This window comes from Kitasatospora sp. NPDC004723, from assembly GCF_040609255.1.
Classification (GTDB): domain Bacteria; phylum Actinomycetota; class Actinomycetes; order Streptomycetales; family Streptomycetaceae; genus Kitasatospora.
Window position 1 is genome coordinate 39126 of sequence record NZ_JBEXJT010000020.1, and the last position, 23026, is coordinate 62151.

Genomic DNA, 23026 nt, shown 5'->3' on the forward strand with positions numbered 1-23026 from the left:
GCGGTGGTCACCCGGGGCCGTCGCCGAGGGTGGCGAGCACCGTCCGCAGGGCGTCGACGAAGGCGGCGGTCCGCGCCGCGTCCAGGCCGGCCAGGACGCGGCGCTCGGTGGCGAGGTGGTCGGGCAGGGCGCGGTCCATCAGGGCGTACCCCTCGTCGGTGAGCGCGACCTCGCGGCTGCGGCCGTCGGAGCCGCTGGGGGTGCGGGTGACCAGGCCGCGGGCCTCCAGCCGGTCGAGGCGCTGGCTGATCGCCCCGGAGGTGACCATCGCGGACTGCATCAGGCCGGTCGGGGTGAGCCGGTACGGCGGGCCGCTGCGCCGCAGGGTGGCGAGCACGTCGAAGGAGGCGGCGTCGAGGTCGTGCCGGGCGAAGGTCTCCTTCAGCTCGGCGTCGACCAGGCGGCTCAGCCGCTTGAGGCGGCCGATCACCTCCATCGGGGAGACATCGAGGTCGGGACGCTCCGCGCCCCACTGCCGGACCACCCGGTCCACATGATCTTCGCGCTCTGCCATGCCCTCCACCCTAAACGATGCCTTAGCGGTGAGATACCTCACAGCACCCGACCGCCCACTCCCCGCCCAGATTCCTTAGCGCTGAGATACATTGGCTTAGTGCTAAGGAATCGACTCGCCGTCGTGCTGCTGACCGCCCTCGCGCCCGCCATCTGGGGCTCCACCTACCTCGTCACCACCGAACTGCTGCCGCCCGGGCGGCCGCTGCTCGCCGGAGTGCTCCGCGCCCTGCCCGCCGGACTGCTGCTGATCGCCCTCACCCGCCGTCTGCCGAAGGGCAGCTGGTGGTGGCGCTCGCTCGTCCTCGGAGCCCTGAACATCGGCGCCTTCTTCGCCCTCCTCTTCGTCGCCGCCTACCGCCTGCCCGGCGGGGTCGCCGCCACCGTCGGCGCCGTCCAGCCGCTGATCGCCGCGGGCCTGTCGGCCGCGCTCCTCGGCGACCGCCTCTCCGCGCGCACCCTCGTCTCCGGCATCGCCGGGGTGGCCGGGGTCAGCCTGCTCGTACTGCGCGCCAACGCCCAGCTGGACGCCCTCGGCATCGTGGCCGCACTCGGCGGCGCGGTGGTGATGGCCACCGGCGTCGTCCTCTCCAAGCGCTGGACCTCGCCGGCCCCGCTGCTCGCCACCACCGGCTGGCAGCTCACCGCGGGCGGCCTGCTGCTCCTTCCGGTCGCGCTGCTGGTCGAAGGGCCGCCGCCGTCCCACCTCACCGGCGCCAACCTGCTCGGCTACGGCTACCTGAGCCTGATCGGCGCGGCCGTCGCGTACGCACTCTGGTTCCGCGGCATCCGCGCCCTGCCGCCCACCTCGGTCACCTTCCTCGGCCTGCTCAGCCCCGTGGTCGCCACCGCGCTCGGCTGGCTGGTGCTCGGCCAGGACCTCGCGCCCGTCCAGGCCGTCGGCGCGCTGATCGTGCTCGGCTCGCTCGTCGCCGCGCAGACCCAGCGGCCGCACACCCCGTCGAAGGTCGTCGCCGGGGCACCCGCCGCGGCTGCCACCGGCACCCGCGACCGCCAGACCGTCTGACCGTCCCCCGTTTCCCTCCCGACCGACCTCCAGGAGAACTCCCATGCGCATCACCGTGTTCGGCGCGAGCGGCAACGTCGGCAGCCGGGTCGTGGCCGAGGCCGCCGCCCGCGGCCACCGGGTCACCGCCGTGCTGCGCGACCCCTCCCGCCCGCACCGGCTCCCGCCGACGGTCGCGACCGCCACCGGTGACGCCCGCGACCCCGCCGACGTCCGCCGCCTCGCCGCCGGCCAGGACCTGCTGGTCGCGGCCACCCGACCGGCCCCCGGGCACGAGGACGAACTGGCCACCGCGACCAAGGGCCTGCTGGCCGGCCTGGCCGGAACGGGCGTGCGGCTGCTGGTCGTCGGCGGCGCCGGCAGCCTCACCCTGCCCGGCGGCAACGGCGTCACCCTGGTGGACGCCCCGGACTTCCCCGCCGCCCTGCGCCCGATCGCCGACGCCTGCGGCGAGCAGCTCGCCCTCTGCCGCGCGGACGCCGAGGCCGACTGGACCTACCTCAGCCCGGCCGCCCTGCTCGAACCGGGTGAGCGGACCGGCCGCTACCGGCTGGGCCGCGACGAACTCCTCGTCGGCCCGGACGGCACCTCGGCCATCTCCATGGAGGACTTCGCCGTCGCCCTCCTCGACGAGGCCGAGCACCCCGCCCACCACCGCCTCCGCTTCACCGTCGGCTACTGAAGCCTCCCCCGGGAGGGGGGCCGACCTGAAGCTGACTTACCGTCAAGGGTGGTCCAGGCACCCGGGGGAAGACGGGGGCCTACTGGATCGACCACGACCGTTCCGGCGGCCATGATCGACCCATGACCACGCCGAGCACATGGACCACCTCCGCCGCACCCACCACACCCACCGCACGGACCGGCCGGATGCGCCGCCCCGGGCTCTCCGCCCTCGGCCGACGCACCGCGGCGCTACTCGCCTTCGTCGCGCTGGCCCAGACGGCGGGCACGGCCGGCTCCGTCGCGGTCCCCACCGGACCGGCCTCGGCCGCCGTCCCCGCCCGCTACGCCCACCAGCGGCTCGACTGGCAGCCCTGCGCGGACGAGGCCGCGCTGGAGTGCGCCACCATGACCACGCCCCGGGACTGGCATCATCCCGGGCGTGGCCCCGACCTCACCGTCGCGGTCTCGCGGCACCGCGCGAGCGAGCCCGGCCGGCGGATCGGCACCCTGCTGACGGCCGCCGGCGGCCCCGGCGGCAAGGGCCTGCTGCGCCCGGCGGACTTCGTCACCAAGGCGCCCGCGCTGGGCGCCGCCTACGACGTCGTGGGCTTCGACCAGCGCGGCGTCGGCCGGAGCACCCGGGCCGTCTGCCAGACGCCCGCGGAGTTCCAGGCGTTCTTCGCCGGGGACTTCCGCGACGACACGCCGGCCGACCGGGCCCGGGTGATCGCCGCCTCGCGCGGGTTCGCCGCCGACTGCGAGCGGCGCAGCGAGGGCCTGCTCCCCTATCTGACGACCGAGCAGACCGCCCGGGACCTCGACCTGCTGCGCGCCCTGCTCGGCGAGCGCCGGGTCAGCTTCTTCGGGCCCTCCTACGCCACCAGGATCGGCGCGTACTATGCGACGCTCTTCCCGCAGCGGGTCGAGCGGATGGTGCTGGACAGCAACACCGGTTTCGACGGCACCTGGGAGCGGTTCCAGCAGCGGCTGCCGATGAGCTTCCAGCGCCGGTTCGAGGAGGACTTCCTGCCCTGGCTGGCCGCCCGGGACGCCACCTACCACTACGGCACGACCGCCACCGAGGTGAAGGCCCGCTGGGAGGCACGCCGGGTGGCCCTGCGCGAGCACCCGGTCGTCGACGGCCCGCTCACCATCGGGCCCAACCAGTTCGACAACGGTGCCATCCAGGTCGTCTACCGCGCGAACAACTTCCCCCTCCTGGCCACCGCGCTGACCGCGCTCGACGACTGGCCGAACGCCGAGCCCTCCGCCCGCACCGCCGCCCGGCTGGTCTTCGGCCAGTACCTCGACCCGGAGTTCCTCGCCGAGTACTTCGCCGTCACCTGCAACGACACACCGTGGACCCGCGACCTGTCCGTATGGGCGGAGCGGGGCGCCGAGAGCACCGCGCGCTGGCCGCTGGTCGGGGCCCGCATGCTCGCCTTCTCCGCGGTCTGCGCCTCCTGGCCGGCGCCGACGGCGCCGCCGGTGCGGGTCACCGGCGCGGGTCTGCCGCCGACCCTGATGCTCAACTCGGTGCACGACCCCGCGACCCCCATCGAGGCCGCGCTGTCCGCGCACCGGGCGCTGCGCGGCTCGCGCCTGGTGACGGTCACCGGCAACGGGGACCACGGCCAGTACCCAGGGCCGAACCCGTGCGTGCGCTCCACCGTGGAGTCCTACCTGCTCGCCGGGACGCTTCCGCCCGACGACCTCACCTGCCCGTCACCGGAGGCGGGCTGACCCGCCCGCCGGAGCGCGGGAGCTCGCCCGCCCCGGCCGGCGCACGCCCTTCGCGATCCCCGGACGGCGGTGGCGGCCCCCTGGTAGCTTGCCCGTGCAGCGTCAACTGATCTGACGCCCAGCCGATTTGACCATTCGTCCGAGGGGGGACCTGGGAGATGTCGCACCGTCCGCTGTCCGCACTGCTCGCCGTCCTGCTCGCCCTGCTGGGCACGGCCGCACTCGCACCGGCCGCCGCCTCGGCACCGGCCACCGTCCCAACGCCGGCCGCACCGACCGCCGAAACCACGCAGGCCGCACAGACCGCCGGTCTCGACCCCGCCACCAACCCCGTCCTCGCCGCCGGCTGGTCCGACTGGCAGGACCTGGGCGGCGCGGCGATCAGCGCCCCGGCCGTCTCGTCCTGGGCCACCGGCCGACTCGACCTGTTCGTCGTCGGTGGCGACAACGCCCTCTGGCACCGCTGGTACGACAACGGCACCTGGTACGCCTGGGAGTCCCTCGGGGGCAAGCTGACCGGCAATCTGTCGGCCGTCTCCTGGGGCCCCGGCCGCATCGACGTCGTCGGCTCCGACTACACCGGCTCCCACCTGGTCCACCGCTGGTACGACAACGGCACCTGGTACGACTGGGAGGACCTCAGCGGCGGTGTGACGGCGGTCAACCCCGCCATCAGCTCCCAGGGCCTCGGAAAGCTCGACCTCTTCATCGACAACGGCCAACTGCTCCACCGGTCCTACGCCAACGGCGCCTGGACCGGCTGGGAGAGCCTCGGCGGCGGCCTCGCCAGCGCGCCGGCCGCGGTCTCCTGGGGCCCCGGCCGCATCGACGTCGTCGGCCGTGCCACCGACGGCCGGCTCCGCCACACCTGGTACAGCAACGGCCTCTGGGCCGCCTGGGAGACGCTTCCCGCCCAGATCAGCGGCAACCCGGCGCTCTCCTCCCGGGGAGTCGGCCGGCTGGACGTCTTCGCCGCCGGCCCGGGCAGCCACATCTGGCAGAGCTCCTACGATTCCACCGGATGGCACCAGTGGAGCGACGTCGGTGCCGTCGGAGTCCCGGTGGCGGGCGCCGTCTCCTGGGCCGCCGACCGGATCGACCTGTTCACCCTGGGCACGCAGAACCAGGTCGAGCGCAAGTGGTACTCCTGACCATCGCCGCACACCGGCCCTGACCGCCCCCGGCCGACGCCCGGACATGGCCGTCCGCGGCGGATCCTCCCCCCGGAGGACCCGCCGCGGGCGTTGCCGGCCGGCGGACGGGCGGCCCTCAGCGGGTCAGGGGCGGTCGAGCGTGATGGAGTTGATCGGCGTCAGATCGGCGTAGACGCCCGTCTGGGCGGCCAGGTCCTCGCCGCAGCCGGTGCCGTTGGAGCCGGTGCACAGGTGGGCGTGCGCCCCGCCGGACTGGTTGTTGAGCACCCAGTGCCGGCCGATCTGGTTGCGGAGGTTGTGGGCGCCGTAGCTCCAGAAGACGTCGGTCGGCGGCCTGCTGGTGTCGGCGTCCTGGGCGTAGACGCAGACCGCCCCGTACGGACAGCCGTCCCAGGAGCCGTCGGCGGCCCGGGCGCCGGAGGCCCCCGCCGTGGTGGCGGCAACGGCCGCGAGGGCGAGCGCGGCGGCGGCGTGCAGGATCTTGCGCATGGTGGTTCTCCCTCAGGTGCTGGTCCGGCCCGTTGTCCGGCCGGTGCTCAGCAGCGTAGGAAGCAGCCGCCCGCCCCGGTCCCTGACGGATGACAGGGTGCCGGGGCGGGCGGGACGGGCGGGACGGGCGCGGCGGGCGAGCGGAGCGGTCAGCGCTGCGCGGCGAAGGTGTCGCAGCGGGCCGGGTCGCCGGTGCGGTAGCCGGTGGTGAACCAGGTCTTGCGCTGGTCGGAGGAGCCGTGGGTCCAGGTGTCGGGGTCGATCCGGCCGGTGGCCTGCTTCTGGATCCGGTCGTCGCCGACGGCCGCCGCGGCGTCCAGGCCCTGGGCGATGTCCTGGTCGGTGAGAGTGCTGATCAGCGGCCGTCCGGTGGAGGCCTGCGGGGTGGTGGTGGCGTGGTGGGCCCAGACGCCCGCGTAACAGTCGGCCTGGAGCTCCAGTTTGACCGAGGCGCTGTCCCGGCCCTGCCGGTCCTGGCCGACCTTCTGCATCGTGCCGGTCAGGTTCTGGATGTGGTGGCCGTACTCGTGGGCGACGACGTAGGCCTCGGCGAACGGGCCGCCGCGCGCGCCGAAGCGGGTGGACAGCTCGTCGAAGAAGCCGAGGTCGAAGTAGGCGCGCCGGTCGCCGGAGCAGTAGAACGGGCCGACGGCCGAGCTCGCCGCGCCGCAGGCGGTGGAGACCCGGCCGGTGAACAGGACCGTCTCGGCGGGCCGGTAGGCCACGCCGGACTTGGGCAGCTGGCCGCCCCAGTAGTCCTGGAGGCTGTTGGTGACCGCGACGATCCGGCAGTCCTGGCGACGATTGGCGTCGGCACCCGTCTTGCAGGCCTGCTGCACCTCCCCCGCGGTGGTGGTCCGGCCGGACCCGGCGCTCGATCCGCCGCCGTCGGAGAGCCCGAGGATGCTGGGGTCGACGCCGAAGAGCACCGCGATCAGCACGGCGACCAGACCGACCGCGCCACCGCCGATGGCGATCTTCCCGCCGGGGATGCCGCGCCGGTCGTCCACCTGCGAGGTGTCGAGGTCGCCCTGGTCGTCGAACTGCATTCCGGTCCGTCCCTTGTGGTGCCGACGGCGCCCGCGGCGCCGGGCGGCCGGGCCCGGCCGCCCGGCCACGGTAGCGGCTCCGCGGGCCGCCGCCGAAAACGGACGCGCAGGTCAGCAGCGGTTCCCCGGGGCAACGGAACGGTCGGTGACCTGCCGTGGCGAGGCCGTCACCCGCTGCCGGGAGACGGAGCGTTTCGCAGCCGCCGGCCCGGCCGTCAGGGACGCCTCGGTCCGGCGTCGCACCTCCTCCGGGAGACCCGGCGCCGGGCCACCGGGCCACCGAGGTGCTCCCGACGGCCCGGCGCCGGCCAGGACACGCCCTACCGGACGGCGGCCGGTGCCGGGGCGTACCCGGCCGGCCGGGTGGTGAAGGTGCCCCGGCCCTGGGTGCAGCTGCGCAGGGCGGTCGCGTAGCCGAACAGCTCGGCGAGCGGCACCACGGCCGTCACCACCGCCGTCCCGCCGCGCGGGGCCGAGCCCCGGACGCGGCCCCGGCGGGCGGCGAGGTCACCGAGGACCCCGCCCACCGACTCCTGCGGCACGGTCACCGTCACCTCGGCGACCGGCTCCAGCAGCACCATCCGGCAGGCCCGCAGGGCCTCGCGCAGCGCCAGCCGGCCGGCGGTGCGGAAGGCGAGCTCCGAGGAGTCCTTCGGGTGGGTGGCCCCGTCGGTCAGCACGACCCGCAGGCCGGTGACCGGGTGGCCGCCCAGCGGGCCCTCCGCGAGCGCGTCCCGGCAGCCCGCCTCGACCGCCTGGACGTACTCCTTCGGCACCCGCCCGCCGGTGACGGCGGACGCGAACACGAATCCCCCTTCCTGCTGCCCGGCCGGGCCGTCCAGCGGTGCCACGTCGAGCACCACGTGGGCGAACTGGCCAGCGCCGCCGTCCTGTTTGACGTGCCGGTGGACGTGCCCGGTGACCCCGCGTTCCACGGTCTCCCGGTGGGCCACCTGCGGGCGGCCGACGGCCACCTCCAGTCCGAGCCGGCGGATCCGCTCCACCGCCACCTCCAGGTGCAGTTCGCCCAGCCCGGACAGCACCCGCTGCCCGGTCTCCGGGTCGGTGCGGACGACCAGCGACGGGTCCTCCTCGGCGAGCCGGGCGAGCGCGACGGCCAGCCGGTCGGTGTCGACCGTGCGCCGCGCCTCCACGGCCACCGTCACCACCGGCACCGCCGTGACGGCGGGCTCCAGGACCACCGGCGCTGCGGGTGCGCAGAGCGTCGCGCCGGCGCGTGCCGCCTTGACGCCGATCACCGCGACGATGTCCCCGGCCACGGCCGTGTCCGTCTCGGTGTGGTTGTCGGCCTGCACCCGCAGGATCCGGGCGATCCGTTCGGTGCGACCGGTGCCGGCGTCCAGCACGGTGTCCCCCTTGCGCAGCGTGCCCGCGTACAGCCTCAGATAGGTGAGCCGGCCGGTGGCGGTGACGTTCACCTTGAACACCAGTGCGGTGAGCGGCCCGCCGGGATCGGCGGACCGTTCCACCTCCGTACCGTCGGCCGTCCCGCCCGCCGTGCCGACCGCGGCGCCGCGCACCGCCGGGACGTCCAGCGGTGACGGCAGGTAGGCCGTGACGGCGTCCAGCAGCGGCTCGATCCCGCGGTTGCGGTAGGCCGAGCCGCACAGCACCACCACGGCCTCGCCGCTACGGGTGAGGTCCCGCAGCGCCGCGGCCAGGGTCACGGTGGAGAGCGCCGAGTGCTCGACGTACTCCTCCAGCGCGGCCGGATGGAGCCCGGCCACCGCCTCGTCCAGCAGCCGGCGCCGTCGCCCGGCCTCGGCCCGCAGCCCGTCGGGCACCGTCCCCTCCCGGAAGCCGTCCCGGTCGGGGCCGTCGTCCCAGGTCAGGGCACGCATCGTCAGCAGGTCGACGACACCGGTGAAGCCGCCCTCCCGTCCGATCGGCAGCTGGACGGCGAGCGGGGCGGGGTGCAGCCGCTCCCGGACGGAGGCGACGGCCGCGTCCAGGTCGGCGCCGGCCCGGTCCATCTTGTTGACGAACGCGATCCGCGGCACGCCGTGCCGGTCGGCCTGGCGCCAGACGCTCTCGCTCTGCGGTTCCACGCCCGCGACGGCGTCGAACACCGCGACCGCCCCGTCCAGCACCCGCAGGGAGCGCTCGACCTCGTCGGCGAAGTCGACGTGGCCGGGGGTGTCGATGAGGTTGATCCGGTGACCGTCCCAGACGCAGGCAACGGCCGCCGCGGAGATGGTGATGCCCCGCTCGCGTTCCTGCGGGTGGCAGTCGGTGACGGTGGTGCCGTCGTGGACCTCGCCGCGCCGGTGGGTCTCGCCGGTCAGGAAGAGGATCCGCTCGGTGACGGTGGTCTTGCCCGCGTCCACATGGGCGAGGATGCCCAGGTTGCGGACGGCGGCGATGGTGGTGGTGACGTCGGTGCGCATGGCCCGGTTCCTTTCGAAGCTCTCGGGACGAGAAGGGCAGCGCGATTGCGGCGGCGACGGCGACCCGCGAGGCGAGGGGTGTTCCCGGGCCCGGGTCAGAGGGTCGTCGCACGCCCCCGGTGCCGGCCGCGCGGCGGGCACCGGAAGGACGAGGACACCAGGATCACCTCGAACCGGGACGAGGGGACGACGGCAGCGGTGCGGTGGCGCACGACCGGTCCTCCCTCGACTCGTCACGGCGCGCGCCGCCGGAATCCCGGGCGGCGCGCCTCTGGGTGTCGAGTGTAGGAACCGGCCCGCCCCGGGTCACCCGGTTATTCCCTCCGACCGGCTGTCAACCGGCGGCGACGGGAGGGGAGGTCAGCCGCGCCGCCCGAGCGCCTTCGCCCGGGCAGCGCCCCGGCCCGGGCGGCCGGGGCCGTCCTCGGCCTCCCGGCGTCGCCCGGCGGGCGGGACCTTGAAGACGGTCCCGAGGGCGACCCCGGCCAGGACCAGCAGCAGCCCGGCGTACTGGAGCGGACCGAGCGCCTCGCCCGCCACCGCCGTGCCGAGCAGGACGCCGGTCAGCGGGTTGAGCAGTCCCACCAGCCCGACCGTCCCGGGCGACAGCCGGCGCAGGCCGGCGAACCAGACCGTGAAGGCCAGCGCGGTCGCCACCACCGCGACGTAGCCGAAGGCGAGCAGTTCCCGCCCGGTGGGCACCGCGGGCGCGCCCTCGACCACCGCGGCCGAGGGCAGCAGGACCAGCCCGCCGGCCACCAGCTGCCAGGCGGTGGTGGCGAGCACGTCCGGGCCGTCGCGCCAGCGGCCGGCCAGCACATAGCCGAGCGAGGAGACGAGCATCGCCGCCGCCGAGGCGGCCAGACCCGGCAGGGAGGCCGGTTCGGCCCGGGTCAGCAGCATCAGCCCGACGCCGCCCAGGCCGACCAGCGCGCCGAGCAGATGGGCCCGGGCGGGACGGGCGGCGGTCAGGGCCCAGGCCAGCAGCAGCATCGCCAGCGGTGAGGCCGCCATCACCGTGGAGGCGACGCTGGTGGCCAGCGACTGCGAGGCGATGTAGAGGAGGACGAAGAAGCCCGCGGTGTTGAGCAGCCCGAGCAGCGCCGAGCGCCACCACCAGGCTCCGCGCGGCAGGCGCGGGCGCAGCGCCAGCAGGAGCAGTCCGGCCGGCAGGGCGCGCAGCGCGGCGCCCCACAGCGGACGGTCGGCCGGGAGGAACTCGCGGGTGACGTAGTAGTTGGCGCCCCAGGCCACCGGCGCGACGGCGGTCAGCAGCACCCACCGAAAACTTGCTTCCATGGAAGACAATATAACTTCCCGGGAAGCCATCGAGCTAGGATGCCGGACATGGAGCGCAGCCGAGACAGCCACCCGACGGACCCGGCCCCCGATCGCGTCGCCCTCATCCAGGCCGACTGGCGCCGTGAGCGTCCCGACCTGGACGTCTCCCCGCAGGCGGTGATCGGACGGCTGCACCGGCTGGCCGGCCGGCTCACCGAGGAGCTCTGCCTGGTCTACGGCCGCTACGGGCTGGGCGAGGGCGAGTTCGACGTGCTGGCCGCGCTGCGCCGGGCGGGCGCGCCGTTCGAGCGGGCACCCGGGGAACTGGCCGCCCGCACCATGGTCACCACCGGCGCCATGAGCAAGCGGATCGACCGGCTGGAGCGGGCCGGCCTGGTCACCCGCCGGCGCAGCGAGGCGGACGGGCGCGGCCGGGTGGTCGCCCTCACCGAGGCGGGCCGCCGGCTGATCGACGAGGCGTTCACCGCCCACATGCGCAATGAGCACCGCCTGCTCGACCTGCTCACCCCCGAGGAGGCGGCCACCCTGGAGGGCCTGCTGACGACGTGGCAGCGGCGGCTCGACCACAGCGCGGACCCGACCGGGAAATCCGGATGATCCGACCGGATCCCGCACGATAGCGTCGCGGGGTGACGAACCGGACCTGGGACCTCCTCCTGCTCGGCGGCGCCTCCGGCGTCGGCAAGAGCCTGGCCGCCGCCCGCATCGCGGCCGGCACGGGCGCCTTCGTCGTCGAGTTCGACGACGTGGTCGCCGCCGTCCAGGAGCTCACCACCCCCGAACAGCACCCCGCCCTGCACCACTTCGGCGAGGGCGGCGCGGTCGAGGAGCTGACGCCCGAGCGGGTGCTGGACCTCCAGATCGCCACCGCCGAGGCGCTGGAGCCGGCGCTGCTCGGGGTGGTGCGCAACCGGCTGACCGTCCCGGTCCCCGCCGTCGTCGAGGGCGACTACCTCACCCCGGCCGGCTGCGCCCGCGCGCTCGCGCTGGGCCGGGCGGCGGGGCGGGACGTCCGGGCACTGTTCCTGCACGAGGGCGACGCCGCCCGGATCACCGCCAACTACGCGGCCCGCGAACCGGGGAGCGGCGTGCAGGCGGACCGCGCCGAGGTCAGTGCCCGGTACTCGCACCGGCTCGCCGCCGAGGCCCGCCGGCACGCGCTCCCGGTGGTCGACTGCCGTCCGTGGTCGACGCTCGCCGACCGCGTGGACCGCGCCCTGGCCGCCGCGGGCGGCTCCCCCGGCGGTCAGATCAGCGTGTAGCCGCCGCTGCGGAAGGTCGAACCGACGTTGCTGCAGTAGGCGTAGGACCAGACCCCGCCCGAGCGGGTGGCCCCGTACACCACCTGGTTGTTGGCGCAGACGGCCCAGGCGTAGTAGCTGCGGGTGCCGTCGCAGGCCACGCCGTAACTGACGTAGTTGCTGTACGTCGAACAGGTCGCCACCCGGGCGGGCGCGGCCGTGGCCGGGACGGCGGCGAGGACCGGGACGGCGAGGGCGGCGGTGGCGGCGACGGCCGCGGCGGCGGTACGGATGCTCATGGCTTCCCCTCCGATGGGGCTCGTTGACGAGGACGGGGTGGTGCGCGCTCCACTGTGCGCCCCCGGCGCGCGTCGAACTCTGCAGCAGGACGGGAAAGCGGCGATCCTCACCACCATGGCCCGGACGTCCTGTTGTGTCATGTTCCCGAGAGGAATGGGGCTTTTGTTCGCGCGGCCGAACGGGTCGGTTCACCGACGCGTGGTGTGAAGGTCTTTCGTGGACGATTGGCTGCCGTCGGCTCGGTGATCATGCACCCGGGCCGCGCCGTCCAGCGGCGCCCCGTGCCACCGACCGTGTCCTGCGCTCGCACCGGCGGCACACACGTCCCGTAGCAGTACGAGGAGCTGAACCACCGAATGTCACCGCCCGTCACCCCCACGACGACCGCCCCCGTTCCCGCACCCGCCGCCGCACCCGGCGCGGGCCGCCGCCGGCGGCCCGCCGCGGTGGTCGCGCTCTGCGCGCTGGTCGCCGCCGGCCTGCCCGCCCTCGCCACCTCCAGCGCCTGGGCCGCGCCCGGCGGACCGGCCACGGCCGGAGCCGAGCGCACGGCCGCCGAACCCGGCCTGGTGCTCGACCGCCCCGGGGAGTCGGTCGTCACCCGGCGTGAGGTCACCCCGATCGCCCCCGGGCTGACCATGACCGCCTTCGACCGGCTCGGGAAGACCGGCTGGCTGCGCGGCAAGGTCCTGGTCGCCGACCTCGCCACCGAGGGCCTGAGCGTCGACTACCTGTCCTCCGGCCAGGTGACCACCCGCCAGACCGTCACCGACATGGCCCGCGGCGCCGGGGCGGTCGCCGCCATCAACGGCGACTACTTCGACATGAACGCCTCCGAGGCGCCGCTCGGGGTCGGTGTCTCCCGCGAGGGCGGCCTCGTGCACGCCCCGATCGAGGGCTGGAACCAGGCCGTGACCGTCGGCACCGACGGCCTCGCCCGGATGGCCGAGGTGTTCCTGGAGGGCCACGCCGCCCTGCCCGGCGGCCGTGAGCTGACCCTCAACGGCGTCAACACCTACGGCCTGCCCGCCGATGGCGTCGGCCTGTTCACCCCCGCCTGGGGCACGGCCTCCCGCGCCAAGGTCGCCGACGGCTCCTCCGAGGTCGTCGAGGTGGAGCTGCGTGACGGCCGGGTCACCGCCGTGCGCGAGCAGCCGGGCGCCGCCGTGCCCGAGGGCGCCACCGTGCTGGTCGGCCGGGAGGCCGGCGCCCGCGCGCTGCGCGAACTCAAGCCCGGCGACCAGGTCTCCACCGGCTACCGGCCGCGCGCCTCCTTCGGCGAGGTCGCGGTGGCGGTCGGCGGCTACCAGGTGCTGGTCCGCGACGGCGTCGCGATGCGGCCCGGCGAGAACGACGGCAACGAGCCCAACGCCCGGACCGCCGTGGGCTTCTCCGCCGACAACAAGCGGATGTACCTGGTCACGATCGACGGCCGGCAGGCCGACAGCCCCGGCATCAGCCTGCCCGACCTCGCGGTGCTGATGCGGGACATGGGCGCGCGGAACGCGCTCAACATGGACGGCGGCGGCTCGGCGGCGATGGCCGCCCGGCTGCCCGGCACCGCCCGGGCCGGCACCGTCAGCAGCCCGTCCGACAACGGCGGGGAGCGTGCCGTCGCCAACGGGCTGGGCCTGTTCTCCGCGCCGGGCTCCGGCCAGGTCAAGGGCTTCCGGGTCCGGCCCGCGGAGACCGTGGACACCGCGGCCCGGGTCTTCCCCGGCCTGCACCGCACCGTCCGCGCGCTGCCGCACGACGAGACCTTCGGCCCGGTGGCCGGTGCCACCCCGCCGGTCCGCTGGTCGGCCGCCAAGGGCACGACCGGCGGCGCGCCGGGCAGCGGCGCCGTCGAGGTGTCCGGCAAGGGCACCGAGGCCGTCGTCACCGGCCGCACCTCCGGCCCGGCCGCCGTCACCGCCGCCGCCGACGGCGCCGAGACCGCCACCCTGCCACTGACCGTGCTCGGCGCTCCGGTGCGGATCACCGCCGGCACCGACCCGATCGGCCTGGAGGGCGCCGGCGCCACCGCGAAGATCGCCGTCACCGGCTACGACGCCCAGGGCCACGCCGCCCCGGTCGAGGCCGCGGACATCACCGTCACCGGCGGCGCGGGCGTCGTCGGGACCTCCGCCGCCGACGACGGATCGATCGCCCTCAAGGCGCTCGCCGACGGCACCTCCGCCACCCTCAAGCTGACCGTGGGCGGCCTGGAGACCGCCGTCGCCGTCACCGTCGGCATGACCGAGAAGCCGTTCGCCGACTTCTCCGACGCGGCCGCCTGGAAGTCCGGCAACGACCGCGCGCCCGACGGCGGCGTCGCACCGGCCGCCGGCCACGACGGCGGCAAGGGCCTGCGCCTGGCCTACGACTTCACCAAGTCGACCGGCACCCGCGGCCAGTACGCCATCGCCCCCGAGGGCATCGTGCTGCCCGGCCAGCCGCGCTCGATCACGATGTGGATCGAGGGCGACGGCAACGGCGCCTGGCCGCGGATCCAGTACCGCACCGCCGCCGGTGTCACCGCCAACCTGGACGCGCCGATGGTCACCTGGACCGGCTGGCAGAAGGTCGAGTTCCCGATCCCGGCCGGTGTGCAGTACCCGCTGACCTTCCAGCGCTTCCGGCTGATGGAGACCAGCGCCGCCCGCTCCTACACCGGCGCGCTGACCCTGGCCGACCTGCGGGTCAAGGTGGCGCCGGACGTCGAACTGCCGGTGCGCCCGCGGGTCACCGACCCGGTGGTGCTCACCGACGGCACCGTGGACGGCAAGCCGCTGCGGGTCGCGGTGATGTCGGACGCCCAGTTCATCGCCCGCGCCCCGGAGAGCGACATCGTGCAGGCCGCCCGCCGCACGCTGCGCGACATCGCCGCCGCCAAGCCCGACCTGCTGGTCATCGCCGGCGACCTGGTCGACGAGGCGAGCCCGGCCGACTTCGCCCTCGCCCGCAAGGTGCTGGACGAGTTCGACCAGCTGACCGGCCGCAGCATCCCCTGGCACTACGTGCCCGGCAACCACGAGGTGATGGGCCCCGGCACCATCGACAACTTCAAGGCCGCCTTCGGCGAGACCAGCGAGGTGTTCGACGTCAAGGGCACCCGCTTCATCACCCTGAACAGCTCGCTGGGCTCCTTCCGGGCGAGCGGCTTCGACCAGATCGCCAAGCTGCGCACCACCCTGGACGAGGCCGCGCAGGACCCCTCGGTCACCGGTCTGCTGCTGTTCGACCACCACCCGACCCGCGACCCGCTGCCCGACCAGGGCAGCCAGCTGGGTGACCGCAAGGAGGCCGCGCTGGTCGAGCAGTGGCTGGCCGGCTTCCGCGCGGGCGGCAAGTCCGCCGCCATGGTCAGCGGCCACGTCGGCGCCTTCCACGCGAGCAGCGTCGACGGCGTCCCGTACCTGATCAACGGCAACTCGGGCAAGGGCCCGGCCGCCGAGCCGGACCGCGGCGGCTTCACCGGCTGGACGATGCTCGGCATCAACCCGGCCGCCGGCAGGGTCACCGACCCGTACGCGGTGCCGGACGACGCCTCCGCCTGGCTGCGCGCCGAGGTGCGGGCCCGCGCCGACGCGGTGCAGCTGACCGCCCCCGAGTCGCTCGGCCTGCTGGACTCCGCGCCGGTCAGCGCGACGTTCACCCAGGACGGCGAGCGGACGGTGCCGGTCGCCTGGCCGGTCACCGCCCGGTGGGGCGGGCGGGGTGTGCACGTCGGCCCGGCCGCCAAGGCCCCGCACGGCAGCATCGCCGCGTACGACCCGGCCACCGGCACGCTCACCGGCCTGCGGCCGGGCAGCGCGACGCTGACCGTCACCGTCGGCGGCGTGACGGCGGAGCGCGCGCTCACCGTCGGCTCGGTCCCGGCGTGCACCACCACGCTGCGCGGTGCCCAGAAGAAGCTCGCGGTCACCTCCGGCGTCACCTGCCTGGACGGCGCGACCGTCACCGGCCCGGTGCTGGTCCAGCCGGGCGCGGCGCTGGTCGCCGACAACTCGACCTTCAAGGGCCCGGTCTCGGCCCGCGGCGCGGCGGCCTTCGTGCTGACCGACTCCCAGGTGTCCGGCCCGGTCGCGGTGAGCGGCTCCACCGGGCAGGTCGCCCTGCTCTGGTCGACCGTCGACGGCCCGGCCCACCTGGCCCTCAACACCGGCGGCACCGCCGTCGCCGGCAGCACCGTGCGCGGTCCGCTGGACTGCGCGGGCAACACCCCGGCCCCCGGCAACGGCGGCCACGGCAACACCGTGAACGGCCCGAAGGGCGGCCAGTGCAGCGCCCTGTGACGCTGCCGTTCCGTTCCTGACCCCGGCCCGTGCGGCCGCCACCGCCTCGACGGCGGCGGCCGCACGGGCCTTCGGCGTTCCCTCGGTGTCCCTTCGACCCTCCTTCGGCGCTCCTTCTGCGCTCCCTCGGTGTTGCTCGAGCCCGCGTCAGCGGTTCACAGCCCCCAGAACTCCCCGCTCAGCCCCACCGAGCGCAGGTGGTCGGCGGCCTCGGCCGGCTCGCGCCGGGTGTACGGCGAGCCGAGCCGGCCCTCGTACCAGTGCGCGGCGAGCCGCCAGAGCGTGGCCAGGTCGAGGACGGCGCCGCGCGGGTTGCCGGTGGCGGCGAGCCAGTCGTCGACGCAGTCGGTGGAGCAGAACAGCCGCTGGTGGGCGCAGGTGTGGACGACGTCCTGCCACATCCGGGCCGCGGGCACCAGGAAGTGCGCCACCTGCTCACCCGCCGGCGGGGCCTGCCGGGTGACGGTCCAGGCGTGCGCGCGCCCGCAGGCCGGGCAGGTGGTGGCGACCAGTGCCGGATCGGCGCCGGGCACCAGGTGCGGCAGCGCGAAGGAGTCCCAGGCGCAGCCGCCGAACCACAGGGTGGCGCCGGCCATCACCGAGAAGCCCAGCGGCACGGCGGAGAACGGGTGGGCCATGACGATCGTGTCGTCGGGGCCGAGTGCGAGGTGCCGGGCGTCCGCGAGCCGGCGCAGGCCGGCGCGGATCTCCGGTGCGGTGACGCCCAGTTCGGCGGCCAGCCGGTCGTGCCCGGGGGCCCGGCCGGTGGCGGCGAAGGAACGGTAGACCGCGAGTCTCAGCTCTTCGGTGTCCATACCGTCAGCCTGCCACGACCGGCTCCACCTCCGCCCCCTGATGGCCCGTCACCCTGCCGACCGCTCAGCCGGTCAGGGCGTCGTGGGCCTCCCGGTGGGCCAGCACCTCGGGCATGTTCTCCTCCGCCCAGTCCTTGATCGCCCGCAGCAGTGGGAGCAGCCCGGCGCCGAGCGGGGTGAGCGCGTAGTCGACCCGGGCCGGGACCGCCGCGGTGACCGTCCGGGTCAGCAGACCGTCGCGTTCCAGGGCGCGCAGGGTCTGGGTGAGCATCTTCTCGCTGACCCCGGCGAGGCGGCGGCGAAGGTCGCTGTAGCGCTGCGGCCCGTCGGCCAGGGCGTTGACGATCAGGCTGACCCACTTGTCGCCGATCCGCTCCAGCAGCTGCCGCGCGGGGCACTCGGCGAGGTAGGCGTCGTAGCCGGCCCGGGCGGCCGAGCGGCGCTGGGCGGCGGTCGTGGTCGCCATCGGCTCTCCTCTCCGTACGGTACGCACTCGCGGGTGCGTACTTCCTGCCGGGGAGCAACTCTCCCTAGGTTGAGTGCCGTTGGCAAGCCCCGCCGTCCGCCGCGGGCGGTGGCGGCCCCCTGCTGGAAGGAGAGCGCGATGCGCGCCGTGGTCGTCCGCCGGTTCGGCGGTCCCGAGGCCCTGGAGCTGGTCGAGGTGCCCGTCCCCGAGCCGGGGCCGGGCCAGGTTCGGGTGCGGGTGGCAGCCACCGGGGTCAACCCGGTGGACGCGGTGACCCGCGCCGGGGTGCTGGCGCAGGCCGGGCTGATGGCGCCGCGAGAGGCCGTCGGCATCGGCTGGGACGTGGCCGGCACGGTGGAGCGGATCGGCCCCGGGGTGTCCGGATTCGCGGTCGGGGACGCCGTGATCGGGCTGCGCGACCGGCTGGACGTCCCGCTCGGCGGCTACGCCGACGCCCTGGTGCTGGACGCCTCGGCGCTCGCCGCCGCGCCGCCGGGCGTGCCGGCCGTCGAGGCGGCGACGCTGCCGCTCAACGGGCTCACCGCCGTCCAGGCACTGGACCTGCTGAACCTGCCGCCCGGGGCGACACTGCTGGTCACCGGCGCGGCGGGTGCGGTCGGCGGCTTCGCGGTCCAGCTGGCGGCGCGCCGCGGACTGCGCGTGGTCGCGGTGGCGGGCGAGCGGGACGCCGGGCGGCTGCGGGAACTGGGGGCGCGGTGGTGCGTGCCGCGCGACGCACCCGACATCGCCGCCGAGGTCCGCGTGCTGGTGCCCGGCGGCGTGGACGGCGCGCTGGACGCGGCGCTGCTCGGGGTGGCGGTGCTCGGCGCGGTGCGCAACCGGGGGGCCTTCGTCGCGGTGTCGGCGGGTGCGGCACCGCCCGGGCTGCGCGGGATCCGGGTCGTGCACGTCTGGGTGGCGGCGGACGGCGCCGCGCTCACCGGGCTCGCAGCCCTGGCCGCACGCCGCGAGCTGGCCCTGCGGGTGGCCGACACCCTGCCGCTGGAACGGGCCGCCGAGGCGCACCGCCGACTGGCGCGGGGCGGTCTGCGCGGGCGGCTGGTCCTGCTGCCCTGACCGCGCGGGGCCCGGGGCCGGGCCGCCGCGCGGTCCGCGGGGCCCGCGCGGGCTGGCATGATCGCAGGATGAACGACCGAATCATCGCCGCCTGTGACGGGGCGGCCAAGGGGAACCCGGGCCCGGCGGCCTGGGCCTACGTGGTGGCCGACGGTGCGGGGGTGCCGCAGCGCTGGCAGGCCGGCCCGCTCGGGCGCAACACCAACAACGTGGGCGAGCTCACGGCCCTGGAGCAGCTGCTGGCCGCCACCGATCCCGCCGTGCCGCTGGAGGTCCGGCTGGACAGCACGTACACCCGTGACGCGGTGACGAAGTGGCTGAAGGGCTGGAAGCGCAACGGCTGGAAGACCGCCGCCGGCAAGCCGGTGGCCAACCAGGAGCTGATCCAGCGGATCGACGGGCTCCTGGAGGGACGCGAGGTCGCGTTCGTCTACGTGCCCGCCCACCAGGTGGACGGCGATCCGCTGAACGCCATCGCCGACAAGGCCGCCAGCGACGCCGCCCGCACCCAGGAGGCGGCCGGCGGGACCGCCGCCGACCTGCCGGTCCCGGACCCGGTCACGAGCGCCCCGCCGCGGGCCCGCCGTGCCGCCCCCGCCTCGGCCTCGGCCTCGGCCTCGGCCAAGCGTCGGACCGCCGGCGGCTCCGCCGGCTCCGGCGGAGCGCCGACGCTCTCCGCCCGCTTCCCCGGCACCTGCCCGTGCTCCCGCCCGTACGCCAAGGGCGACAAGATCACCAAGGTGGGCGCCACCTGGGGCCACCTGGAGTGCGCGGCCACCCGGTCCTGAGGCGGATCGCTCAGGAAGCGTCCCGTCCCCGGCCGGCGCGGCGGACCCGGAACCAGGCGACGGCGGCCGTCAGGCCGACCGCGCCGCCGGCCCCGAGCTTCACGGCGCCCTTGGCGAGCAGCCGGCCGAGGCCGGGGACGGTCCAGCCCAGCCAGTGCAGCATGGCCAGCAGCAGCGCCGCGCCGCAGAGCCCGGCCAGCACCGTGACCACCACGGCTGACCCGACGGACAGTTCACGCTCGGTCACAGCAGGATCGTTCGCCCCCTGGGTGTCCATGACGGCGAGTCTGCCACGCGGACACCCCGGGCGGACCCCGTCGATCGGCCGGCCCGGGCCCGGGGTTCAGCGCCGGGCGCGGTGGGTGTCGCCGACGTGTTCGCCGGTCTCCTGGTCGGGGAAGCTGACGGCGAGGGTGACCCGGTACTCGTCCACGTCGTCGCGGTGACCCGGCACCCGCGCCCAGGCCAGCGAGTGCACTTCGGCCTCGGGCGCCTGCCGGCACCAGGCGGCGGCCTCTTCCAGGGCGCGGGCCGCCGACCGTCCGGTGCAGACCACGGCGGTGTAGGCGGCCACCGCGAGATCGCCGCCGCTGCGGCCGTCTCTGGAGGCGGACCGGACGGCCGCTGCCGCCCGGGTCAGATCACGGGCGAGGTCGTCGACCACCCGGGGCGGCGCGGGCAGGACGGCCGGGGCCTCCACCACGGTCTCCGGCAGGTTGGTGCTCATCTCTCAGGGCCTCCGTCCCAATGGGCATCCGCTCGGTCGCGCGCCCCGCCCCGTCCCGGGATCCGCATGATCACGGGCACAGGATGCCGGGCCGCCGTTCCTGGCATGACCACTTTCACCAGAACGTCACCCGTCCGGGGAAGACGCCGTCCCGCGCTCGACACCGGACCTGCCGCACTGATAATGAGGGGCCCGGACATCCGGGCAGGTCAGCTCGCCCCGGCACGGGCGCCGCCCGGAGCCCGGCCGCACGTGCGCGTACCACCCCCGTGCTCCGGACCGCCGTCCCGGGCGCCCGGGCGCGCCGGCCCCGCGACCGGCCGACGACCCGCTCGCGCCCGTGACGGAGTCGTCCAACTCCTGTAGCACAAACAGGAAATCGCGGACCGCCCGACGCCGTAGGATCCTGCCACGTCGCCGCCCGCCGCACCGGCGGGCGCCATCGGAGGGGGTTCCATGGACCGCAGGTCACCGATCATGTCCGGCCGCCGGTACGGCTGGCTGCCCGCGCTGGCCCTCGCGGCCGCCGCGGTGGCCGGCTGCTCCTCCTCGGGCGGCGGCTCGACGACGGCCGCCTCCGCGCCGGCCACCACCGGCGCCGCTCCGACGACCACCGCGGCCGCTCCCGCCACCACCGCGCCCGCCACCACCGCCCCGGCCCCGACCGCGACCCAGGCCGCCCCCACCGCCGGCACGCCGGCCGGTACGGCCGCCGGCACCGGCAAGCGACCCGCGGACGCCTGCAGCCTGCTGACCTCCCCCCAGGTGGTCGCCGCCGTCGGCACCGGCGGACCGTTCACCGGCACCCACCCCGATCCCAAGGACGGCAAGCCGGTCTGGGGCTGTACCTGGGGTTCCCGGCAGTCCTTCGCCCACATCCAGGAGATGGACCCCGCCCTGTTCACCTCGCTGAAGTCCAACCCGGAGTTCACCTCCACCCCGATCCCCGGCACCGGCCAGGACGCCTACCTGCTCCGTGACAAGAACGGCCGCCGTCCCGAGGTGAACTTCCTCACCGCCGACGGCCACGCGTACTCCGTCGAGGTGGTCAAGGACCGCGGCCCGGGCGACGACGTGAACGCCGACGCCGAGGCGGCCGCCGCCACCGGACTGGCGCTGCTGCTGTCCAAGGGGGTGTAGCCGCCGCACCTCCGCCCGGCGCACCTCCGCCCGGCGCAGCCGGTTCCCCCCGGGGCGTGAACGGGGCGGGCACGGTGGTGCCGGGCCGCCGCGGGTGCGGGACGGTCGTTCGCACAACGACGCCACGGCGCCGTTGTCCGTACTCCCCCCGACAGCCAAGGCGGATCGCATGAGCCGATCTCACCCACCCGCGCGCGTCACCGGACCGGCCCCGGACGCCCCCGGTCCCGTCCGGCCCCACCGCCCCGCCCGACCCGCCCGGCCGCCGCGGTCGGCGGCGGCCCTGATCTCCGGGCTGGCGCTGCTCCTCCCGGCGCTCGCCGCCGGCGCGCTCGGCGGTGCGACGCCCACCCGGGCCGACAATCCGACCGTCTCCGTCAACAATCTGCGCACCGCCTGGGACGCCGCCGAGCCCGGTCTCGCCCCGGCCAGGGTGTCCTCCGCCGACTTCGGCCGCCGCTGGTCCACCGCTGTGGACGGCGCGGTGTACGCCCAGCCGCTGGTGGCCGGATCGACGGTGGTGGTCGCCACCGCGACCAACCACGTCTACGGCGTCGACGCGGCCGACGGCCGGATCCTGTGGCAGCGCTCGCTCGGCGCCCCGGTGCCCGCCTCCACCGCCTGCCTCTCCCCCGGCACCGGCATCATCTCCACGCCGGTCTACGACAAGGCGAGCAGGACGGTCTACCTGGTCTCCAAGTCCGGCGACGGGGGCGGCGCGCGCTTCTCGGTGCACGCCCTGGACGCCGCCTCGGGCGCCGAGCGCGCGGGCTGGCCGGTCCCCGTCGAGGGCTCGGCGGTGAACAGCCCCGGCGTGCCGTTCGACCCGGCCACCTCCGCCCAGCGGGCCGGGCTGCTGCTGCTGGACGGCGCGGTCTACTTCGGGTTCGCCTCCGACTGCGGGGTCGGCACCTACGTCGGCACGGTCGCCGGCGTCAACACCAGCACCCGCAGACTCACCCTCTGGTCCACCGAGTCCGGCTCCGCCTCGCAGAACGGGGGCGTCTGGATGAGCGGCGGCGGCCTGGTCTCGGACGGCCCCGGGCGGATCTTCCTGGCCACCGGGAACGGCGCGGGCGACGGCGCCTCCCCGCCGAAGGGCCCCGGCGACCGGCCCGGCGGCCACTTCGCCGAGTCCGTCGTCCGGCTGGGCGTCACCGCCGACGGCGGCCTCGCCCCACGGGACTTCTTCAGCCCCACCGACAACCGGGCGATGGACCACGGGGACATCGATCTCGGCTCCGGCGGCCCGGCCGCCCTGCCCTCCGGTTTCGGCACCGCCGCGCACCCGCGCCTCATGGTGCAGGTCGGCAAGGACGGCCGGATCTTCCTGCTCGACCGGGACCGCCTCGGCGGCATGGGCCAGGGCCCCGGCGGCACCGACGGCGTGGTCGGCACCACCGGCCCGTTCAAGGGCGTCTGGGGCCACCCCGGAGTGTGGGGCGGCGACGGCGGCTACGTCTACCTGGTCGAGAACTACGGCGCGCTGCGGGCCCTCAAGTACTCGGTGAACGGCGCCGGGAACCCGCAGTTGACGAGTGCCGCGACAAGCGCCGAGGGCTTCGGCTACGCCTCCGGCTCACCCGTGGTCACCTCCGACGGGACGGCGACCGGCTCGGCCCTGGTGTGGACCGTCTACTCGGGCACCGGACCGGGCGGCCAGAACGGCGAACTGCGGGTCTACGACGCGCTTCCGGTCAACGGCACGCTCACCCTGCGGCGCAGCTTCGCGCTCGGCACGGTGACCAGGTTCTCGGTGCCCGCGACCGACGGCGGGCGGGTGTTCGTCGGCACCAAGGACGGCCACCTGCTGGCGTTCGGCCGCTCCGGCTGACCCGCTGGAA

21 protein-coding genes are annotated in these 23026 nt (G+C 75.6%); 11 read left to right on the forward strand and 10 right to left on the reverse strand.

From position 1 onward, the window contains the following. Positions 1–7 precede the first annotated feature (7 nt). Positions 8–514 (reverse strand): MarR family transcriptional regulator, encoded by a 507-nt coding sequence (locus ABZW10_RS20425; protein WP_355367553.1) that lies wholly within the window; start codon positions 512–514, stop codon positions 8–10. Positions 515–613: 99 nt separating this feature from the next. Between ABZW10_RS20425 and ABZW10_RS20430 the strand changes: the two genes are divergently transcribed. The 4 genes from ABZW10_RS20430 (at position 614) to ABZW10_RS20445 (ending at position 5100) form a co-directional block, all read left to right on the forward strand. Next, complete coding sequence (locus ABZW10_RS20430) at positions 614–1540, forward strand: EamA family transporter (RefSeq protein ID WP_355367556.1); 927 nt, start codon at positions 614–616, stop codon at positions 1538–1540. Positions 1541–1583: 43 nt separating this feature from the next. Next, on the forward strand, positions 1584–2222 hold the full coding sequence (locus tag ABZW10_RS20435; protein ID WP_355367559.1) for an NAD(P)H-binding protein: 639 nt from the start codon (positions 1584–1586) through the stop codon (positions 2220–2222). Between the two features lie 122 nt (positions 2223–2344). Then, the gene (locus ABZW10_RS20440; RefSeq protein WP_355367562.1) at positions 2345–3949 is read left to right on the forward strand and encodes an alpha/beta hydrolase; all 1605 of its coding nucleotides are present in this window, start codon (positions 2345–2347) and stop codon (positions 3947–3949) included. Between the two features lie 158 nt (positions 3950–4107). Then, entirely contained in the window at positions 4108–5100 is a 993-nt protein-coding gene (locus ABZW10_RS20445) for a hypothetical protein (protein WP_355367565.1), read from the forward strand. A gap of 126 nt (positions 5101–5226) precedes the next feature. Here ABZW10_RS20445 and ABZW10_RS20450 read toward each other — a convergent pair whose 3' ends face one another. From ABZW10_RS20450 to ABZW10_RS20465, 4 genes are all read right to left on the reverse strand, one after another. Beyond that, positions 5227–5592 (reverse strand): hypothetical protein, encoded by a 366-nt coding sequence (locus tag ABZW10_RS20450; protein ID WP_355367568.1) that lies wholly within the window; start codon positions 5590–5592, stop codon positions 5227–5229. A gap of 149 nt (positions 5593–5741) precedes the next feature. After that, positions 5742–6641, reverse strand: a complete 900-nt coding sequence (locus ABZW10_RS20455; RefSeq protein WP_355367571.1) for a neutral zinc metallopeptidase — start codon at positions 6639–6641, stop codon at positions 5742–5744. Between the two features lie 320 nt (positions 6642–6961). Next, positions 6962–9049, reverse strand: coding sequence for an elongation factor G (gene fusA / locus ABZW10_RS20460; protein WP_355367574.1), 2088 nt, complete (start codon positions 9047–9049; stop codon positions 6962–6964). A gap of 360 nt (positions 9050–9409) precedes the next feature. Beyond that, positions 9410–10348: an EamA family transporter gene (locus ABZW10_RS20465; RefSeq protein WP_355367577.1), complete on the reverse strand. Its 939-nt coding sequence runs from the start codon at positions 10346–10348 to the stop codon at positions 9410–9412. Between the two features lie 48 nt (positions 10349–10396). On the opposite strand from ABZW10_RS20465, the gene ABZW10_RS20470 reads away from it, so the two are divergent. Beyond that, positions 10397–10948, forward strand: coding sequence for a MarR family transcriptional regulator (locus tag ABZW10_RS20470; RefSeq protein ID WP_355367580.1), 552 nt, complete (start codon positions 10397–10399; stop codon positions 10946–10948). A gap of 32 nt (positions 10949–10980) precedes the next feature. Further along, positions 10981–11613: an AAA family ATPase gene (locus ABZW10_RS20475; protein ID WP_355367583.1), complete on the forward strand. Its 633-nt coding sequence runs from the start codon at positions 10981–10983 to the stop codon at positions 11611–11613. Here ABZW10_RS20475 and ABZW10_RS20480 read toward each other — a convergent pair. Beyond that, positions 11598–11891, reverse strand: a complete 294-nt coding sequence (locus tag ABZW10_RS20480; RefSeq protein WP_355367586.1) for a hypothetical protein — start codon at positions 11889–11891, stop codon at positions 11598–11600. The genes ABZW10_RS20475 and ABZW10_RS20480 overlap by 16 nt on opposite strands. A 357-nt stretch (positions 11892–12248) precedes the next feature. Between ABZW10_RS20480 and ABZW10_RS20485 the strand changes: the two genes are divergently transcribed. Further along, entirely contained in the window at positions 12249–16169 is a 3921-nt protein-coding gene (locus ABZW10_RS20485; protein WP_355367589.1) for a phosphodiester glycosidase family protein, read from the forward strand. A gap of 155 nt (positions 16170–16324) precedes the next feature. Here ABZW10_RS20485 and merB read toward each other — a convergent pair whose 3' ends face one another. Beyond that, entirely contained in the window at positions 16325–16984 is a 660-nt protein-coding gene (merB, locus tag ABZW10_RS20490) for an organomercurial lyase (protein ID WP_355367592.1), read from the reverse strand. 64 nt (positions 16985–17048) lie between these two features. Beyond that, a complete protein-coding gene (locus ABZW10_RS20495) occupies positions 17049–17450 on the reverse strand; it encodes a helix-turn-helix domain-containing protein (protein ID WP_355367595.1) in 402 nt (133 codons plus the stop codon). Positions 17451–17588: 138 nt separating this feature from the next. On the opposite strand from ABZW10_RS20495, the gene ABZW10_RS20500 reads away from it, so the two are divergent. Next, entirely contained in the window at positions 17589–18527 is a 939-nt protein-coding gene (locus ABZW10_RS20500; RefSeq protein WP_355367598.1) for an NADP-dependent oxidoreductase, read from the forward strand. Positions 18528–18595: 68 nt separating this feature from the next. Next, the gene (locus ABZW10_RS20505; protein ID WP_355367601.1) at positions 18596–19315 is read left to right on the forward strand and encodes a ribonuclease H; all 720 of its coding nucleotides are present in this window, start codon (positions 18596–18598) and stop codon (positions 19313–19315) included. 10 nt (positions 19316–19325) lie between these two features. Here ABZW10_RS20505 and ABZW10_RS20510 read toward each other — a convergent pair whose 3' ends face one another. Together ABZW10_RS20510 and ABZW10_RS20515 are read right to left on the reverse strand one after the other, a co-directional pair. Beyond that, positions 19326–19562 (reverse strand): hypothetical protein, encoded by a 237-nt coding sequence (locus ABZW10_RS20510; RefSeq protein WP_355367604.1) that lies wholly within the window; start codon positions 19560–19562, stop codon positions 19326–19328. A 96-nt stretch (positions 19563–19658) separates the two neighbouring features. Continuing rightward, positions 19659–20042, reverse strand: coding sequence for a hypothetical protein (locus tag ABZW10_RS20515; protein WP_355367607.1), 384 nt, complete (start codon positions 20040–20042; stop codon positions 19659–19661). A gap of 456 nt (positions 20043–20498) precedes the next feature. Between ABZW10_RS20515 and ABZW10_RS20520 the strand changes: the two genes are divergently transcribed. Further along, entirely contained in the window at positions 20499–21182 is a 684-nt protein-coding gene (locus ABZW10_RS20520) for a hypothetical protein (protein ID WP_355367610.1), read from the forward strand. 169 nt (positions 21183–21351) lie between these two features. Continuing rightward, a complete protein-coding gene (locus tag ABZW10_RS20525; RefSeq protein ID WP_355367613.1) occupies positions 21352–23016 on the forward strand; it encodes a PQQ-binding-like beta-propeller repeat protein in 1665 nt (554 codons plus the stop codon). The last annotated feature ends 10 nt before the right edge of the window (positions 23017–23026 follow it).